16 protein-coding genes and 1 other RNA gene are annotated in these 16,190 nt (G+C 62.8%); 9 read left to right on the forward strand and 8 right to left on the reverse strand.

The window, feature by feature from the left end:
* The gene (gene map, locus H6851_04425) at positions 1 to 825 is read left to right on the forward strand and encodes a type I methionyl aminopeptidase (protein MCB9942848.1); all 825 of its coding nucleotides are present in this window, start codon (positions 1 to 3) and stop codon (positions 823 to 825) included.
* Here the strand turns inward: map and H6851_04430 are convergent.
* The 3 genes from H6851_04430 to H6851_04440 all read right to left on the reverse strand — a co-directional run bounded on the left by H6851_04430 (position 816) and on the right by H6851_04440 (position 4,327).
* On the reverse strand, positions 816 to 1,583 hold the full coding sequence (locus H6851_04430; protein MCB9942849.1) for a hypothetical protein: 768 nt from the start codon (positions 1,581 to 1,583) through the stop codon (positions 816 to 818). The two genes, map and H6851_04430, sit on opposite strands and share 10 nt — an antisense overlap.
* A 13-nt stretch (positions 1,584 to 1,596) precedes the next feature.
* A complete protein-coding gene (locus tag H6851_04435) occupies positions 1,597 to 3,234 on the reverse strand; it encodes an electron transfer flavoprotein-ubiquinone oxidoreductase (GenBank protein ID MCB9942850.1) in 1,638 nt (545 codons plus the stop codon).
* A 187-nt stretch (positions 3,235 to 3,421) separates the two neighbouring features.
* On the reverse strand, positions 3,422 to 4,327 hold the full coding sequence (locus H6851_04440; GenBank protein ID MCB9942851.1) for a hypothetical protein: 906 nt from the start codon (positions 4,325 to 4,327) through the stop codon (positions 3,422 to 3,424).
* 378 nt (positions 4,328 to 4,705) lie between these two features.
* On the opposite strand from H6851_04440, the gene H6851_04445 reads away from it, so the two are divergent.
* Positions 4,706 to 5,482, forward strand: a complete 777-nt coding sequence (locus tag H6851_04445; GenBank protein ID MCB9942852.1) for a hypothetical protein — start codon at positions 4,706 to 4,708, stop codon at positions 5,480 to 5,482.
* Between the two features lie 85 nt (positions 5,483 to 5,567).
* On the opposite strand, the gene H6851_04450 is transcribed toward H6851_04445, so the two are convergent.
* The 4 genes from H6851_04450 to H6851_04465 all read right to left on the reverse strand — a co-directional run bounded on the left by H6851_04450 (position 5,568) and on the right by H6851_04465 (position 10,081).
* The gene (locus H6851_04450; protein MCB9942853.1) at positions 5,568 to 6,347 is read right to left on the reverse strand and encodes an ABC transporter ATP-binding protein; all 780 of its coding nucleotides are present in this window, start codon (positions 6,345 to 6,347) and stop codon (positions 5,568 to 5,570) included.
* Positions 6,348 to 6,377: 30 nt separating this feature from the next.
* Positions 6,378 to 7,154 carry an ABC transporter permease gene (locus tag H6851_04455; protein MCB9942854.1) on the reverse strand — a complete coding sequence of 259 codons (777 nt, stop codon included), beginning with the start codon at positions 7,152 to 7,154 and terminating at the stop codon, positions 6,378 to 6,380.
* Positions 7,155 to 7,218: 64 nt separating this feature from the next.
* The gene (locus H6851_04460) at positions 7,219 to 8,736 is read right to left on the reverse strand and encodes a replicative DNA helicase (GenBank protein ID MCB9942855.1); all 1,518 of its coding nucleotides are present in this window, start codon (positions 8,734 to 8,736) and stop codon (positions 7,219 to 7,221) included.
* A gap of 232 nt (positions 8,737 to 8,968) precedes the next feature.
* Positions 8,969 to 10,081, reverse strand: a complete 1,113-nt coding sequence (locus H6851_04465) for a DUF2336 domain-containing protein (protein ID MCB9942856.1) — start codon at positions 10,079 to 10,081, stop codon at positions 8,969 to 8,971.
* Positions 10,082 to 10,271: 190 nt separating this feature from the next.
* Between H6851_04465 and H6851_04470 the strand changes: the two genes are divergently transcribed.
* Positions 10,272 to 10,706: an MmcB family DNA repair protein gene (locus H6851_04470; GenBank protein MCB9942857.1), complete on the forward strand. Its 435-nt coding sequence runs from the start codon at positions 10,272 to 10,274 to the stop codon at positions 10,704 to 10,706.
* Here H6851_04470 and nudC read toward each other — a convergent pair whose 3' ends face one another.
* Entirely contained in the window at positions 10,707 to 11,681 is a 975-nt protein-coding gene (gene nudC, locus H6851_04475) for an NAD(+) diphosphatase (GenBank protein ID MCB9942858.1), read from the reverse strand.
* Between the two features lie 60 nt (positions 11,682 to 11,741).
* Here nudC and ffs point away from each other — a divergent pair.
* From ffs to H6851_04505, 6 genes are all read left to right on the forward strand, one after another.
* An RNA gene (gene ffs, locus H6851_04480) (signal recognition particle sRNA small type) lies at positions 11,742 to 11,838 on the forward strand.
* 46 nt (positions 11,839 to 11,884) lie between these two features.
* Entirely contained in the window at positions 11,885 to 13,600 is a 1,716-nt protein-coding gene (locus tag H6851_04485; GenBank protein ID MCB9942859.1) for a DNA polymerase III subunit gamma/tau, read from the forward strand.
* 147 nt (positions 13,601 to 13,747) lie between these two features.
* Complete coding sequence (locus H6851_04490) at positions 13,748 to 14,071, forward strand: YbaB/EbfC family nucleoid-associated protein (GenBank protein MCB9942860.1); 324 nt, start codon at positions 13,748 to 13,750, stop codon at positions 14,069 to 14,071.
* 21 nt (positions 14,072 to 14,092) lie between these two features.
* Positions 14,093 to 14,689: a recombination protein RecR gene (gene recR, locus H6851_04495; protein MCB9942861.1), complete on the forward strand. Its 597-nt coding sequence runs from the start codon at positions 14,093 to 14,095 to the stop codon at positions 14,687 to 14,689.
* A 68-nt stretch (positions 14,690 to 14,757) separates the two neighbouring features.
* Positions 14,758 to 15,264: a peptide deformylase gene (locus H6851_04500; GenBank protein MCB9942862.1), complete on the forward strand. Its 507-nt coding sequence runs from the start codon at positions 14,758 to 14,760 to the stop codon at positions 15,262 to 15,264.
* A 10-nt stretch (positions 15,265 to 15,274) separates the two neighbouring features.
* The gene (locus tag H6851_04505) at positions 15,275 to 16,189 is read left to right on the forward strand and encodes a methionyl-tRNA formyltransferase (GenBank protein ID MCB9942863.1); all 915 of its coding nucleotides are present in this window, start codon (positions 15,275 to 15,277) and stop codon (positions 16,187 to 16,189) included.
* Position 16,190: the final 1 nt, after the last annotated feature.

Consider the following 16,190-nt stretch of genomic DNA (forward strand, 5'->3'; position numbering starts at 1 on the left):
ATGAACGATACCCTGCCCATCGATGAGGGCGGCACCGGCCGCGCCATCCCGATCCATGGCGAAGAGGATTTCGCCGCCATGCGCCGTGCCTGCGAGCTGGCAGCACGCACGCTCGACCACATCATCCCTTTCGTGCAGCCCGGAGTCACCACCGGGGCGCTCGATGACGAGATCGACGCCTTCATGCGCAGGCATGGTGGCGTCGCGGCCACGCTCGGCTACCGCGGCTACCCCAGGAGCAGCTGCATCTCGGTCAATCACGTCGTCAATCACGGCATTCCCAGCGACACCAAGAAGCTGGCGAAGGCGGATATCGTCAACATCGACGTCACCGTCATCCTTGATGGCTGGTATGGCGACACCAGCCGCATGTTCGTCATCGGCGGCAGGACCGGCGTCAAGGCACAGAAGCTGGTGGACGTCACCTTCGAGTCCATGTGGGCCGGCATCGAGGCGGTGAAGCCCGGTGCGACGCTGGGCGATGTCGGCCACGCCATCCAGACCGTCGCCGAAGCCGCCCGCTGCTCGGTGGTGCGCGACTTCGTCGGCCATGGTGTCGGCCGCGAATTCCACGCCCCGCCGGAGGTGAAACACTATGGCCGGCCGGGCGAGGGTGTCGTTCTCCGCGAGGGGATGATCTTCACCATCGAACCGATGATCAATGCCGGCAAACCCGATGTGAAGATTCTCGCCGACGGCTGGACCACCGTCACCCGCGACCGTTCCCTTTCGGCACAATTCGAACATACGGTCGGAGTCACCGCCGACGGCGTCGAGGTCTTCACCCTCTCCCCCGCCGGACAGCACCGCCCGCCCTACGGCTGACGGACCTCACCGCCTTCGGCAGCTTCGTCCAGGGCAGCCCGTATCAGCCTTCCGACATATCTACGAGCGGCAACCAGTGTCATCGGCTCTTGCGGTCCCGGCTGGTCAAGGCCGGAATGCCGATGATGGTTGGCCGTATCGAGGAAGTTCTTCCAGACATCTTCGCCTGTGCCTGCACTCTCATGCAATCGGGCTATCCGGCATCTTCGCGCGTTTTTATCCAATTCCGGCCATTTGAACATAACTTCACGCGCATTGTATAAATCCACCCACGGATAATCCGAATTGAGGGATTGAGAATAATATTTAATCGCATCTTGAAAATATTCAGAATGAAGGATTATATTATTCCATCGATGAATATCAGAAATTGGATTATTTAAATTGACTGTAAAATTGAATCCTATTTTACCGGAAGCAGTAGATTTGGAATTCATTTTCTCTCTTATCAATTTCCAATCTCTGGAAAATGGATAATAATGCCCCGGCCTTACCTGACCGATATTTCCATAACGCGCCACGGCCGCAATGCCGTTCAGAAGTCCGAATATGTCCCTGGTTTTCAGGACAAATTCCTCACCGACAAGATCCGCCACCTCCGGAATCCAGACGCATGGCGCCATGTCCGTCCCGTCTACCTGGGTCGGCAACATGTGCACTTCATAGGGAGGCGAGGTAAAGGCTTCCTTCCAGAAATCGAGGTCCCACTGGCTGCCTTCCAGCTTGATGACCCACCGGATCTCGCCATCATCGCTCACCCGCTCACCCCCCTCACATGTTCGGGTAGTTCGGGCCGCCGCCGCCTTCGGGGGTGGTCCAGATGATGTTCTGGGTGGGGTCCTTGATGTCGCAGGTCTTGCAGTGGACGCAGTTCTGGGCGTTGATCTGCAACCTCGGGTTGGATCCGTCATCGTCGCGGACGATCTCGTAGACCCCCGCCGGGCAGTAGCGCTGCTCCGGCGCGTCATACTCGACAAGGTTGATGGCGATCGGCACCGACGCATCCTTGAGGCGCAGATGCACCGGCTGGTCCTCCTCGTGATTGGTGTTGGACAGGAACACCGATGACGGCTTGTCGAAGGTGATGACACCGTCGGGCCGCGGATAGCGGATCGGCAGGGCATTGTTCACCGTCTTCATCTTCGTGTGGTCCGCACCATGATGCGAGAGGGTCCATGGCGCCCCGCCCCTGAACACGAAGGTGTCGATGGCGTTCAGCGCCAGTGCGGGGAACAGCCCCCAGCGGAACGCCGGGCGGATGTTGCGGACACCGTGCAGCTCCTCGTACAGCCAGCTGTCGCGGAACCGCTGCGGATAGGAGGACGGCACCGGGCTCTCCGCCTCGCCGGCAAGCGCATCCATCACCGCCTCGGCCGCCAGCATCCCCGACTTCATCGCCGTGTGCGTGCCCTTGATCTTGGGCACGTTGAGGAACCCCGCGCAATCGCCGATCAGCGCCCCACCCGGGAAGATCAGCTCCGGCAGAGACTGCAACCCGCCTTCCGACAGCGCCCGCGCTCCGTAGGCGACCCGGCGCCCGCCTTCGAGCAGCTCGCGGATCTTCGGATGGGTCTTGAACCGCTGCATCTCGTCGAAGGGAGAAAGATGCGGATTGGCATAATCCAGCCCGATGACGAAGCCCAGCGAAACGAGATTGTCCTCGAAATGATAGAGCCACGAGCCGCCATAGGTATCGCTGTCCATCGGCCAGCCGATGGTGTGCATGATATGGCCGGGCCTGTGCTTCTCGGGCCGGACTTCCCACAGCTCCTTGATGCCGATGCCATAGGTCTGCGGCTGGGCGTTCCTCCGCAGGTCGAATTTCTCGAACAGGGTCCTGGTCAGGCTGCCCCGGCATCCCTCGGCGAACAGCGTGACGCGCGCGCGCAGCTCCATGCCGGGCTGGTAATTGGGGCCCTGCTCGCCGTCCTTCGTGATTCCCATGTCGCCGGTGGCCACACCCTTGACCGCACCATCCTCGCCATGAAGCACCTCGGCGGCGGCGAAGCCCGGATAGATCTCCACCCCCAGCCCCTCGGCCTGCTCGGCCAGCCAGCGGCAGAGCTGCCCCAGGCTGACGATGTAATTGCCCTCGTTGTGCATCTGCGGCGGCGTCGGCAGCGTGTAGGCGTTCTTTTCGGTCAGGAAGACGAAGCTGTCTCCGGCCGCCTCGACATTCAGCGGCGCGCCGAGTTCCTTCCAGTCGGGCAGCAGTTCGTCGAGGGCGCGCGTCTCGATGCAGGCGCCGGAAAGGATATGCGCGCCGACCTCCGAGCCCTTCTCGATCACGCAGACCGTGATCTCGCGTTCCTGTTCCGCGGCGAGCTGCATCAGCCGGATGGACGCGGCCAGCCCGCTCGGCCCGGCCCCGACGATGACGACATCGAATTCCATCGCCTCACGTTCCATCCCGCATCTCCCGGTTGTCAAAAGCGATCCGCGTGAGCCGGATAACACACCTGCGGACGGCCCTCCAAGGGCCTTGACCGCCCGTTGCCGCGGCAAGTCGCCCACAAAGACAAAGGGGCCAGCAACCTGCCGGCCCCTTTTCACCACCGTCTGAGGGAGCGGTGATGAGAGGATGGGATGACGATGATCAGAGGACGATCACCGCATCGTTGAGGATGATGGTCGCACCACCGCTGATCAGCGCGTCGCCGGCCTGGTCGCCGGTCACCTCGCCCGCCTGGTAGAGCAGGTTCTCGGCACCCTGCACCCGGATGTCGCCGAGCAGGTCGCCGCTGGCATCGTGCAGCGAAACCAGCGCCGTGCTGCCGTTCAGCTTGCTGATGTTGACCTCGTCGAGGCCGGCGACACCGGTCAGGTCGATCTGGTCATTCCAGCCGAAATCCTTGATGATGTCATGCTCGGGCGCATCGGCGCTGAAGGACGCGAAGGTGAAGACGTCGGCTCCGCCATTGCCGTACAGCGTGTCATTGCCCTCGCCGCCGTCGATGCTGTCCTTGCCGTTGCCGCCGGAGATGGTGTCGTTGCCGTTGCCGCCGGAGATGGTGTCCTTGCCGTTGCCACCCTCGATGGTATCGTTGCCGTTGCCACCCTCGATGGTGTCGTTGCCGTTGCCGCCCTCGATGGTGTCCTTGCCGTTGCCACCGTCGATGATGTCGTCGCCGTTGCCGCCGCTGATGGAATCGGCGCCGCCCTCGCCATACAGCTTGTCGTTGCCGTTCTGGCCAAAGAGGACATCGTTACCCCTGCTGCCGCTGACCCAGTCATCGCCGTCACCGGCAAAAATCAGGTCATCCTGGGCACCGCCGGTGATGACGTCACCGAGCCCGGTGCCGGCGATGATATCCGAACCGCCATTGCCGTTGATGTAGAACTGGACGGTACCGCCAACCGCGATCTGCAGGGCGACCGCGGAGGAAAGCAGGGGATCGGAAAGGATATTTGCGTTGATGACTTCCCCTGTATTATCCCCGGAAATGTAGACGTTGAGTACCTGATCGGTGCCGATACCGCCAACCATGGTTTCGGTTGCCACTGTGGGATCTCCCTTTTGCGGTTTTGAAGGAATGACTTGTTGATACTGACTGACGTATTCGCCCTATATCGCCGGGCATCGCCGCATTTTCGATTGCAAAACACGGTCGCTATGGTGATAATTTTGATCGAAAGTGCACACAAGATTTTTTTGGACCGGATGGTAATTTTCAATTTTATGGAGACTTGTTTTATAGGAACATTAACTAATGAATAATCTTGTCATTCCATAAAGTGATATTACCCTTGTACTTTTCGATCACAAGATGAAATATTTTACCGTCAGGATTATTCTGCTCATATCATCGGAGCACGAGTGAGATCGAAAGAAGAATTTATTCCTTGACTCTCGCACTGCCCTTCCATCATAACCTCCCCCATGTCCCACACCTCTCCCACACCCCCCATATTGCCGCGCAAACTTGCCGGCCGGGTCTTTCGCTGGGGCGCGCCTCGGTTTCTCAAGGTGTGCTGGCTGGTGGCGACCGGGCGGCGCGGGGTGCTGGCGGGGCCGGCGGTCCGGCTCGATTTGGCGGAGGTCGACGGGCTGGAACATCTGCCGCATGTGGCGGGTGTCCTGTCGGCGATGCGGGCGGGACTATCCCCACATGGTGGTCATGGCCTCCGGGTGATCCTCCACCGTCTGCTGCTGTTTCACTCCCGCGACTGGTTCCGCCAGTTGCAGGACAACTCCCTGGCGCAATCCGTCGCATCGGCGGATGGTGCCGAAAGGGCATGGCTGGATCGTGCCGGACGCAGGGGAATGGGGAATGTCATCACCTCGCTGCTGAAGTCGGTGGCCAGAGGGATCGACGTGCCGGATGTCTGCCCGGTGCCATGGTCGCTCACGAAGGACACTCCCGGAGCGGCGAAACCCGCAAGGGCGAGGAAATCCCGCAGCGAGGAGGAAAGGCTCCGCGCCAGGGGACGGTCCCGCCTGCTCAAAAGTCTCCACGAGCATATCCTCGACGCGATGATGACGACCCCGCAGGCGGGTGCGTTTGCCATCTTCGCGCCGGACGAGCTGCGCCTGATCCGCGCGCTCCCGCCCGGCGATTTCCCCGACCTGCCGCCGCCGCCCGTGCCGGCGAGGCGACCGCTACCGGTCTGCAAACCCCACCCCGTATTCGGAAAATCGCTCTCCGGCATCCCCTGACGCCTTCGTGCGAGGTTATTTTACAGTAAAAATAGTGGGGTTGGAGGATCTCCCGGCCCTGCCTGTCGAGCCACCTTGTCCGGTTTCATTCCCCGCGGCCGGGCTGGCCGAACTGGATCGGTCCGTCGGCATGGCCATGGATGAACTGGTGGACATACGCGTTGCCACTGTTCTCGATGTCAGCCACAGGACCTTCCCAGATGATGCCGCCTTCGTAGAGCATGGCGACGCGGTCGGCGATCTTGCGCACGCTGGCCATGTCGTGGGTGATCGAGAGGGCCGTGGCCCCCAGCTCCTGCACGCAGCCACGAATGAGGTCATTGATGACATCGGCCATGATCGGGTCGAGGCCCGTGGTCGGTTCGTCGAAGAAGATGATTTCGGGTTCGGCGGCGATGGCGCGGGCGAGGCCGACGCGTTTTTGCATGCCACCGGAGAGTTCGGCCGGGAACAGATCGGCGGTTTCGGCGCGCAGGCCGACCCGGGCAAGGGTCTGGATGGCCTTGTCGCGGGCCTCGTTGCGATCGAGCTTGCGGGTGGCCAGAAGCCCGAATGCAACATTCTCCCAGACGGGAAGGCTGTCGAAAAGGGCAGCGCCCTGGAACAGCATGCCGAACTTTCGCCGCGTCGTCTCCAGCGTGCCGCGCGAGGCGCCGACGATCTCGGTGTTGTCGACGCGTATCGACCCCTTGTCCGGCTCCATCAGGCCGAGCACGCATTTGAGCAGCACCGACTTGCCGGTTCCCGAACCGCCGATGACGACGACAGATTGTCCATCGGGTACGTCGAGGTCGAGCGAACGCAGCACATGCTTGGACCCGAAGGACTTGCTCAGACCGCGAATCTCGATCTTGTTGCTGGTCATGCGCCGGTTACGCCCATTGGCTCGACTTTCTCATCGTGTGAAAAAGATCTCGGTGACGATATAATTGGCCGTGAGAATGAGGATCGATGCCGACACCACCGCGCGTGTCGTCGCCGTGCCGACGCCCTGTGCGCCGCGCCCCGAATTGTAGCCCTGATAGCAGCCCATGAGGGCCACGAGGAAACCGAACACCGCCGCCTTGACCAGACCGGATATCACATCCTCGGCCTCGAGGAACTCGAATGTCTTGTTGATGTATTCCACCGGTCCGAAGCCGAGTTTCAGGACCCCGACAATGTATCCGCCCATGACGCCGATGACATCGGCGATCAGCACCAGGACGGGCAGCATCAGAACGCCGGCGACCAGACGCGGAAACACGAGGTAGCGCATCGGGTCGGTGGAAAGGGTCGACAGGGCGTCGATCTGTTCGGTGACCCGCATGGTGCCGAGTTCGGCGGCCATGGACGCGCCCACGCGGCCGGCCACCATCAGGCCGGCCAGGACGGGACCGAGTTCCCGCGTCATCGACAGGACGACGATGGTGGCGATGGCACTTTCGGCCTCGAAACGCGAGAAACCCGTATAGCTCTGCAGGGCCAGCACCATGCCGGTGAAGATCGCCGTAAGGCCGACCACAGGCAGGGAATAGTAGCCAATGTCGATCATTTGCCGGCCGATCTGCCGGACATAGAACGGCCCGCGAAGTCCCCTGCCGAGGGCCTGCGTGGCGAACATGAAGATTTCGCCGACTGTCTCGAACACGCCGAGGACACCGCGGCCGACTGCGCGAAAGGGATTTGTCATCGGTACCTTGCGAGCCTTGCTGATGCGCGACAGGTGAGCCTGCTAGCAGATGGGGACACGGTGCTCAATAGCCGGCTGCCTGATATTCGGCCAGTTCGAGATTGCGGAAGCGGCCGAATTGCGGATCGAACTGCACGGTCACCGGACCGATCGGACCGTTGCGCTGCTTGGCGACGATGATGTCCGCGCGATTGTGCGCACGCTCGCAGGACTCGATCCATTTCGCATAGCGTTTCTGGAAATCATCGGGCTTTTCGGCATCCCGCATCTGCGGTTCGGAGCGCGACAGGTAATACTCCTCGCGAAACACGAACATGACCACGTCGGCATCCTGCTCGATCGAGCCCGATTCACGCAGGTCCGACAGCATCGGCCGCTTGTCCTCGCGGCTTTCCACCGCACGGCTGAGCTGGGAGAGCGCCAGAACGGGTATGTTGAGTTCCTTGGCGATGGCCTTGAGCCCCTGCGTGATCTCCGAAATCTCCTGCACGCGGTTGTTCTGGCCATAACTGCCGCTACCACGCAACAACTGGAGATAATCGACAACAAGAAACGATAACCCATGGGTGCGCATGAGCCGCCGCGCTCGCGACCGCAGGGCACCTATGGTCAGCGCCGGCGTATCGTCGATATAGATCGGCCGGGCCGCCAGCGTCTGGCTGGCCGCGACCACATTCGGCCAGTCATCCTCCCGCAACTCGCCGCGACGCAGGTCGTCCGAGCCGATACCGGCTTCGGCCGACAGAAGCCTCATGCCGATCTGCTCGGCGGACATCTCCAGCGAGAACACACCCACGATGTAGTTCTCGTGCTTGAGCCGGCCTCGGTCGAGGTCTCCGGCCCTGTGGCTGGCGGCATTGGCGGCGATGGTGAACGCCAGGGCCGATTTGCCCATGGACGGACGACCGGCGAGGATCAGGAGATCCGAGGGCTGCAGACCCGCCAGCTTCTCGTCGAGACCGATGAGCCCCGTCGGTATGCCCGTGACCTTGCCGGCCTTGCGATGCGCCGCCTCGACCATCTCGACGGTGGATGCCAGGACCCGGTCGAAATTGCGGAATCCGCCCCGCGTCTCGCCCTGCTGGGCAAGGTGGAAGAGCGATTGCTCGACCTTCTCGATCTGCTCGCTGGCCGTGTCCTGCACCTGCGGGTCGTAGGCGCAGTTCACCGCCTCCTCGCCCAGCTCGATGATGCCGCGCTTGAGGGCAAGGTCGTGGATCACCCGCCCGTAGTCGGCGGCGTTGATGATGGTCTCCGCCGCCCGGGCGAGCCGCGCCAGATACTGCCCGCCGTCCAGATCGGCCAGCGCCTCGTCCTCGTCGAACAGGTGGAACAGCGCCTTGGCGTCGGCCAGCTGCCCGCGGTCGATGCGCCTCGTGCAGGCGTCGAAGATCCGCTGGTGAACCGGCTCGAAGAAATGCTCCGTACGGAGAAAGTCCGAAACCCGATGATAGGCCTCGTTGTTGATCAATATGGCGCCAAGAAGCGCCTGCTCCGCCTCGATGTTGTGAGGCTGGGTCCGCAGGTTCGCCAAGGGGCCCTGCTCTTCGAACGGACTGGGAAGGTTGTGTACATTTGCCATGCACCGGCTGTTAGCACGGCTTCACGGCAATGTGACCCGGAAGTTGAATAAGGTCGGTACGGTCTCCTGGGATAAATCGGGGAAAATGATGGGATGAAAGGCCATGATAACCGATCAACGCCTTGAATCAAAGATATTTATTATCACCATGCGGCAAATTGGCAACGTTGCCGTCACCGACCCGGCTCATCGGTTCGCCCACGCATCAGGCGAGTAGTCCATCGCGATTTCGTCAAATGCCGTTGATCAATTCATCGACCTTGAACTCGTCGAGGCGAAGCCGCTCATACTGCTTTTGCAGGAACTGGATCGAATCGCTGCTGTAGCTGAGTTCGCGACCGTCGGGAGCGACGGTCGTCTCGGCCATCTCGATGGCCATGCGCAGGGTGATGTAGTGCGGCGACGGGAAGTCGGCCTTCGCACTCAACGCCGCGAGATATCTGCGATCCGGACTGTAGGCCAGCGTACGCACGGCTGCCGGCTCCAGCTGGGCCATCAGCGAAAGCGACTGCTCGAAACTGTTGATGTCGCCGTCACGCAGGAACTTCAGGACATCCTCATGGGTCAGGTCGCCCGCCATGTAGCGTTCACGAAGACGCTGGCGCAGCTTCTGGTCGCCATGCTCGCGCGCCGTCAGGCCGATCGCCGTCCGCTCCTGGACCGCCTTCATGATCGCCTTGGCCTGCCCCGGATCCATGCGCTGGTTGCGGACAAGCTCCCATTCGATCTTCGAACCGATGATCCCGACCATCTCCTCCACCAGTTCGTAGGGCAGTTCCGGTCTCCGCACGAGCCGGTCCTGGACCTGGTCGTCGTCGCGATAATCGTCCATGACCCTTTTCATCGTGCGGTTGGAGAGCTTGGCACCGACATTGCCGACCAGCTTCACGACGACCTGCTGGTGACCGCTATCGACAAGGGCCTCGGACAGCTCCTCGGACACCCGCTCCCGGCCGGCGACCGCCAGGGCGTACTGCATGGCGTTCGTGCGGACGATTTCCACCAACTCGGAATCCGACAGCACGGGGCTCTGCGCCAGAATGGGTCCCGCAACCTCGATATCGTCGGTGGCAAGCTTGCGGGCCACCACTGCCGGCAACTTGTGACTGCTGGCAACCGTCTCCGACAGTGTCTTTCGAACCTCCTTCTCGATATCGCCCACGAGCAGCGACAAGAGCGCATTCGCGAGATCCCTAGTCCTCGACGTGGCGAGGGAGTCGAAGGATTCGCCGAACTTGCGGGCAATCAGCGCCCGCCCCTCGGCCGACGGATCGCGCTTGAGCGCCTCGACGTCCGCCAGCTGCAACGCCTGTTGTTGCGCTGCCTGGGCACCTTGCGCCATCATGGCCTGACGCCTCCGGCTGACGCCTTGAGGAGCAGGGAGGTTTTCAACTGTGTCTTTTACCATCACCGGAGAACGGGCCTCTTTCCAGCTGATCACGGGTATGCAGGCATCTTGGCCAGTCAGCGGTTCGAGGATAACGGACATGGTATTAACAAGGTGTTGACGACACGCCGGTCCTGCCGAAGATCCCATGGTCCCCGCTGACGAACTCGCGCGCGGCGTTTCGCGTCTCCTCCTCGACAGGGGATATGCGCCGATGGTCGAGGTTTCCCTGAAAAATGGCCGCAGGGTCGATGTCATGGGCATCGGCCGCAAGGGTGAGATTTGTGTCGTTGAAATAAAATCTTCGCGGGAGGATTTTTTGACCGATGGCAAGTGGCACGAATATCTCGACTTCGCCGACAGCTTCTATTTCGCCGTGGCAGCCGACTTCCCGCAGGAGATACTGCCGGCCGGGGAAGGTCTCATTATCGCGGACGGCTATCACGGCGATATCGTCCGGCCTTCGGTGCATCGCAACGTGCCGGCCGCCCGCCGCCGGTCGATCCTCCTGCACTTCGCGCGCACGGCCGCCTTCCGCACGCGCCGCCACGAAGATCCCGGCCTGCCGGCGCTGCCGGTCTGATCAGACCTCGCCCATCAACCATTCCTCGATGAGGAAGCGGGCGATACTGTCGGTATTGGGAAGCTGCACCGGTCTTTTCCCGGGATCGAGAAGTTCCTCACGGGTGAACCACCGCGCATCCTCGATCTCGTCTTCCTGCAGCTTCAGGGGCTGATAGCGGGCCGTCGCCTGAAATCCCAGCATCAGCGACTGGGGAAAGGGCCAGGGCTGGGACGAGCGGTAGCGAACCGTGTCGACCTCGATCCCCACCTCCTCGAACACCTCGCGCGCCACCGTCTGCTCCATCGACTCGCCGGGTTCCATGAAGCCCGCCAGCGTCGAATAGATGCCGGCGGGAATCCGCGCGGAACGGCCAAGTACGCATCGATCCCCGTCGCTGACCAGCACGATCACGGCGGGATCGGTCCGCGGGAAACTGTCCAGACCGCAACCGTCGCAATGGCGGGCATGTCCGCCTTCCGTGGGCCGGGTCATCCGGCCACAGGCACCGCAATGGAGATGTTTGGCGCGCCAGTGGACCAGCGCCCGCGCATAGGCCGCCATGCCGGCATCGATACGGGCGATGTCGCGGCCGATACTGCGGACCTCGACATAGTCGAGATGCCCCCTGTCCTGCCCTTCCGCCTCGACGGCGAAATGCGCGCGATTGTCATGAAGCCCGAGGAACAGCGGCTGGAGTGTCTCCACATCGGGAATGTCTCCCGGCGGCAACCATGCCAGCCTGGGTTCGGACTCCAGATCGGCCAGAACCTTCAGTCCGAACATCGGCAGGACACGGGTCCGGGGATCGCCGAGCCGCTCGCCCTGCCATGCATCGTCCCGCCGCAGGTGAGCGGCGCGGTCCAGCCCGTGCGAGGCGTAGAGATGGGGCGGCGGATTGATGACGCGCGACATGTCGAGCCTCGCCTGTTGCATGAGCAATGGTTGATTGCAGTCGTGGAAATGATCGATATGGGCTTCGGATGCGGGGCGCAAGGGGTAGGATCGCAACGCAGGGACTTGCAAGCCGGCTTTCGAACGTCAATATTGACGGACGGAAGGTTGGGGCGGACGAGGCGCTCGCCAACCCGGTCAGGTCCGGAAGGAAGCAGCCGTAACGGGTCAGCTTCGGGTCGCATTCCAGCCTTCCACCTCTCGATCCGGCAGGACGGGTCGCCCTCGATCCGGCGAGACAGCCCATCACCGACGCCAGCACTCCCTATCGCGTCCTTGCGCGGACCTACAGGCCGACAAAGCTCAGCGAGCTGATCGGGCAGGAGGCGCTCGTGCGGGCCCTGTCCAATGCCACGGCCTCCGGGCGCATCGCCCATGCGTTCCTGCTCACGGGCATTCGCGGCGTGGGCAAGACCACTACCGCCCGCATCATCGCCCGTTCGCTGAACTGCACCGGCACCGACGGCAGGGGCGGCCCGACCGTGGATCCCTGCGGGGTCTGCCCGAGCTGCAAGGCGATTGCCGCCGACAATTCGATGGACGTCATCGAGATGGACGCGGCGACACGGACCGGCATCGACGACATCCGCGAGATCGTCGAGAAGGTGCGTTACGCGCCGGTTGCATCGCGCTTCAAGGTCTACATCATCGACGAAGTGCACATGCTCTCGGAAAAGGCCTTCAACGGCCTGCTCAAGACGCTGGAGGAACCACCGGAGCACGCCAAGTTCATTTTCGCGACGACCGAGGCGCGCAAGGTTCCGGTGACCGTGCTGTCGCGCTGCCAGCGCTTCGACCTGCGACGCATCGAGCCGGAACAGCTGGCCGGCCATCTGCGCGCCATCTGCGCGAGGGAGAAGATCGAGGCCGAGAGCGAGGCGCTCGACCTGATCGCCCGGGCGGCCGGCGGTTCGGCGCGCGACTCGCTCTCGCTGCTGGATCAGGCCATCGCCCTGAGCGAGGGAACGATCCGGTCGAGCGACGTCGCCTTCATGCTCGGACTCGGTGATCGCAGGCGGATTCTCGACCTGTACGAGGCCGTTCTGGAAGGTCGGGCAGCGGCGGCCATCGACACGTTTCGCGATATCCACGACCGTGGCGCGGAACCCGCGGCGGTGCTCGAAGACATGCTGGAGACCTGCCACTGGCTCTCCGGTCTCAAGATCGATCGCGACCGGGGATCCGTCATGGCGACCGACAGGGAGGTCGAGGAACGCGGTCGCGAGCTGTCGGGGCGGCTGTCCATGGCCATTCTGGCGCGCGCCTGGCAGACCCTGCTCAAGGGTCTCGACGAGGTCCGAAACGCACCACAATCCGGTATGGCTGCCGAGATGATATTGTTGCGGCTGGCGAGCATGGGTGACCTGCCGACACCCGGCGAACTCGCCCGGATGCTGCGTGACGGCCGGAGACCGGAAACGGCCGCACGACCGGGCGCGGAGCCTGCACGGGGCGGTCCGGGAGCGCCCGTGCCCGGTGGCCGGCCGCAGGCCCGATCCTCGATGGCGCTGGCTGCGGCCCACCCGGCGGTATCCGGCGAACGCCTCGAAGCCGTGCAACGCAACCCGTCCGCATCACCCGCCGTCCAGCCGATGCCGGCGAGTTTCGAGGAACTCGTGGCGATGCTGGCGCGCTCGGGAGAGCCGTCGCTTGCAGCCTACCTCAGTCAGGGTGCCCGGCTGGTGCAGTACCGGCCGCAGCATCTGGAACTGTCGCTGGACAGCGGTCTGCCCGCCGACCTCTCCGGCAGGCTCAATGATGCGCTCGCCCGGATGACCGGCAAGCGGTGGGGAATAGTGCTCAGCCGTGACACGGCCCAGCCCACGCTCGCGGAACAGAGACTGGAGGAAAAGCAGCGGGCCATCGATCAGGCCGCCGGAATTCCCGACGTGCGGACCGTGCTGGAGGCCTTCCCCGGGGCACGGATCATCGACATTCACCGCCGCGACAGCGAGGGCTGATCGCGAAACGTCGTTGGCGGCCAGTGAGTCGTATTGCGATTTGCCGAAATCGACATACATCTCTGGCCACTTGTTTCGTCATACCTTCCCACCATTCGGACGATCATGTCGTAACGTTGGGAATTCCAGAATCGGGATGAATGCAGGATGAAGAATTTATCGGGTATGCTCAAACAGGCGCAGAAGCTGCAGCAGCAGATGCAGGAAATGCAGGAGCGCCTCGTCGACATGGAGGTCGAGGGTGAGGCCGGAGCAGGCATGCTCAAGGTCACGCTCAACGGCAAGGGTGAAATGCGCCGCATCAAGATCGACCCGCAATTGATCGACCCGCAGGATGTCGAGACACTTGAGGATCTGATCGTCGCGGCTGTCAACAACGCCAAGGGCCATGTCGAGGAGCACGTCCAGTCCGAGATGTCGAAGATGACCGGCGGGCTGCCGCTGCCTCCCGGCATGAAATTGCCGTTCTAGAGCGACAGGGACCCGACGGCCTTGGCTGCAAGCGAGATCGAGCACCTGATCAGGCTGATCGGGCGGTTGCCCGGGCTTGGCCCGCGTTCGGCCCGCCGTGCTGCCCTGAGCCTCATGAAGCATCCCGACACGCTGCTGCGACCGCTGGTGGATTCGCTTTCACAGTGCCGCGATGTCATTTCGGTCTGTTCCGTCTGCGGGAATCTCGACAGCCGCAATCCTTGCGCAGTGTGCAACGATCCCCAGCGTGAGTTGACCGTCCTCTGTGTCGTGCAGGATGTCGAGGACCTCTGGGCCATGGACCGGAGCGGCAGCTATCGCGGACAGTATCATGTCCTCGGCGGGACTCTTTCCGCACTTGATGGCCGTCACCCGGAGAACCTGCGGATCGCCGCACTCGTCGACCGGGTGGAGCGCGCCGGCATCGAGGAGGTGATCCTCGCCCTGGGTGCCACCGTCGAGGGCCAGACCACCGCCCACTATCTCGCCGAACGCCTGAAACCATTCAGCTGCAAGGTGACGAGGCTTGCCCATGGGCTTCCCGTCGGCGGTGAGCTGAACTATCTGGACCAGGGAACGCTGGATGCAGCCATGAAGGCTCGCCAGGTTCTGGCCTGATCCGACCGGTCCGCGACGCGGACATGGCGACCGGACCCCACCATGCGAGTTGAAGAACGAGAACCGCCATGAGCCTTCTGACCATCCTTGAAGTTCCCGATCCGGTCCTCAAGACACCTGGTGTCGAGGTCCGCACGTTCGATGCGGCACTGGCGGCCCTGCTCGATGACATGCTCGAAACCATGTACAAGGCACCGGGCATCGGCCTCGCCGGCCCCCAGGTGGGCGTCAGCCAGCGCATTGCCGTCGTCGACATCTCGGAGAACAAGGACGAGCCGATGAAGCTCGTCAATCCGGTGATCGAGTGGAAATCGGACAACATCGTCCAGACCGAGGAAGGCTGCCTGAGCCTGCCGGGTCAGTATGCCGATGTACGCCGTCCGGATGCCGTGCACGTGCGCTACCATGACGAGAAGGGCGAGCCGCAACGGGTGGAGGCGGATGGCCTGCTCGCACGCTGCCTGCAGCATGAACTTGACCACCTCGACGGCATTCTCTTCACCGATCACATCTCCACGTTGAAACGTGGTATCATCATGCGCAAACTGGCCAAGCGACGGAAACTCAAGGGGTAGGTCATTCATGCTGCGCATCGCCTTCATGGGTACGAGTGCCTTTGCCGTGCCCGCGCTGGATGCCCTGGCGCGCTCGAAGGTCGAGGTCGTTGCCGTCTACACCCAGCCGCCGCGACGTGCGGGACGTGGCAAGAAGCATCGGCCATCGCCCGTCCACGAGGCCGCGATCCGTCACGGATTGCCCGTGGAAACACCGCTGAGCTTCAGGGACGAGGATGCCCTCAGGACGTTTGCCGGCCTCGGCCTCGATGTGGCGGTGGTGGCATCCTACGGCCTGCTGCTGCCACGTGCCGTGCTTGATGCTCCACGACTGGGGTGTATCAACATTCATGCATCAACCCTGCCCCGCTGGCGGGGGGCGGCACCGATCCAGCGGGCCATTCTCGCCGGAGACAGGGAAACAGGCGTGGATCTTTTCCAGATGGAAGAAGGTCTCGATACCGGCCCTGTCCTCCTGCGGCGAAAACTTCTCATCTGCGAGGATGACACCAGCCAGAGCCTGCATGACCGGCTGGCCGAACTGGGAGCCTCGATGATCCCCGACCTGGTCGAGGGACTCGAAAGCGGCTCGCTCCGGCCGGTGCAGCAACCATCCGAAGGCGCCATCTACGCGCGCAAGCTGGTCAAGGAGGAGGCCGATATCGACTTCAGCCGGCCGGCCGTCGAAATCGAGCGCATGATCCGCGCCTTCGACCCGTGGCCCGGCGCATGGTGCCGGTTCAACGAACAGCGCCTGCGCATTCACAAGGCACGGGTCATCGACGGCAAGGGCTCTCCGGGCGAGGTCATCGCCCTGCCGCTGACGATCGCCTGCGGCGAGGGAGCGCTGGAAATCCTGGAGATACAGCGCGAGGGACGCAGATCCATGACGGCCGACGAACTGCAACGCGGCTTCGCCATCCCGCCCGAGAGCAGGGTCGGCTGAG

It is taken from the genome of Geminicoccaceae bacterium (genome assembly GCA_020638465.1).
Taxonomy (GTDB): domain Bacteria; phylum Pseudomonadota; class Alphaproteobacteria; order Geminicoccales; family Geminicoccaceae; genus JAGREO01.

Excerpts from the sequence above, each read along its gene's own strand:
- map (MCB9942848.1), top strand. The coding sequence starts at position 1 with ATGAACGATACCCTGCCCATCGATGAGGGCGGCACCGGCCGCGCCATC.
- H6851_04435 (MCB9942850.1), bottom strand. The coding sequence starts at position 3,234 with ATGGAACGTGAGGCGATGGAATTCGATGTCGTCATCGTCGGGGCCGGG.
- H6851_04445 (MCB9942852.1), top strand. The coding sequence starts at position 4,706 with ATGTCCCACACCTCTCCCACACCCCCCATATTGCCGCGCAAACTTGCC.
- H6851_04450 (MCB9942853.1), bottom strand. The coding sequence starts at position 6,347 with ATGACCAGCAACAAGATCGAGATTCGCGGTCTGAGCAAGTCCTTCGGG.
- H6851_04455 (MCB9942854.1), bottom strand. The coding sequence starts at position 7,154 with ATGACAAATCCCTTTCGCGCAGTCGGCCGCGGTGTCCTCGGCGTGTTC.
- H6851_04460 (MCB9942855.1), bottom strand. The coding sequence starts at position 8,736 with ATGGCAAATGTACACAACCTTCCCAGTCCGTTCGAAGAGCAGGGCCCC.
- H6851_04465 (MCB9942856.1), bottom strand. The coding sequence starts at position 10,081 with ATGATGGCGCAAGGTGCCCAGGCAGCGCAACAACAGGCGTTGCAGCTG.
- H6851_04470 (MCB9942857.1), top strand. The coding sequence starts at position 10,272 with ATGGTCCCCGCTGACGAACTCGCGCGCGGCGTTTCGCGTCTCCTCCTC.
- H6851_04490 (MCB9942860.1), top strand. The coding sequence starts at position 13,748 with ATGAAGAATTTATCGGGTATGCTCAAACAGGCGCAGAAGCTGCAGCAG.
- H6851_04500 (MCB9942862.1), top strand. The coding sequence starts at position 14,758 with ATGAGCCTTCTGACCATCCTTGAAGTTCCCGATCCGGTCCTCAAGACA.